Annotated in this window: 1 protein-coding gene; it reads right to left on the bottom strand. The window is 70.8% G+C overall.

Going from position 1 to position 681, the window contains the following annotated elements; genetic code table 11:
• Positions 1-12: 12 nt before the first annotated feature.
• Positions 13-681 (bottom strand): IS5/IS1182 family transposase (locus OO69_RS48105; RefSeq protein ID WP_033287382.1); only part of this gene is annotated, 669 nt, incomplete at its 5' end.

Below are 681 nucleotides of genomic sequence, written 5' to 3'. Positions count from 1 at the left end.
CAGTGAGCTCTTTCAGCGTTGCCGCTCCAGGGTGAGGACGGCGGCGGCGATTGACGTCATTCGATTCGGGCTGCACCGGGATCTGCGGAAGATGCGCCATGACTTCAGTCGTGCGATGCCGCGCTCGACCGGTGCCCTGGCTGCGGACAGCGCACGGTTGACGGTCTGTTGGGTGGGTGTGAGGTCACGGCCCGGCGGACGTCTGAGGGCCGTCGTCACCCATGGGCCGGCGCCCATGTAGGCACGGTCGGCGAGGATCGGGGTGCCCTGGCGCTCACAGATCCTGATGATCCGGTGGGTGCGGGCCGCGGTCAGATCGTGCGCGCGGCCGGGCAGGGCGGGTGAGATCCACAGCAGCCGCCCGACCGGGTCGGTCACGACCTGCACGTTCACCCCGTGCCGACGGTGCTTGTGAGAGAAGTCGGCCCGGCTGTCGCCGACCCGGTCGCATTCCGCCAGGGTGCCGTCCAGCAGGACGTAGTCCGGGTCGGCCTCGCGCAAGGCGCGCAGCAGGCCGGGCGCACGGTCGGCGAGCAGGTCGACGACGGCTGCCGTGTAGGCGTGGGCGGTGCCGACGGAAATGCCGAAGCCGGCCGCGAGTTGGGCAAGGGTGTCGTGCCGCCGCAGGTACACCAGGCCGACGAGGGCACGTTGGTGCGGCGGGAGTTTGCAGCGGCGGTC

It is taken from the genome of Streptomyces sp. NRRL F-525 (genome assembly GCF_000716605.1).
GTDB lineage: Bacteria > Actinomycetota > Actinomycetes > Streptomycetales > Streptomycetaceae > Streptomyces.
Note: the sequence above shows the minus strand (reverse complement) of the source record. Positions and strands in the feature narration are given on the sequence as shown.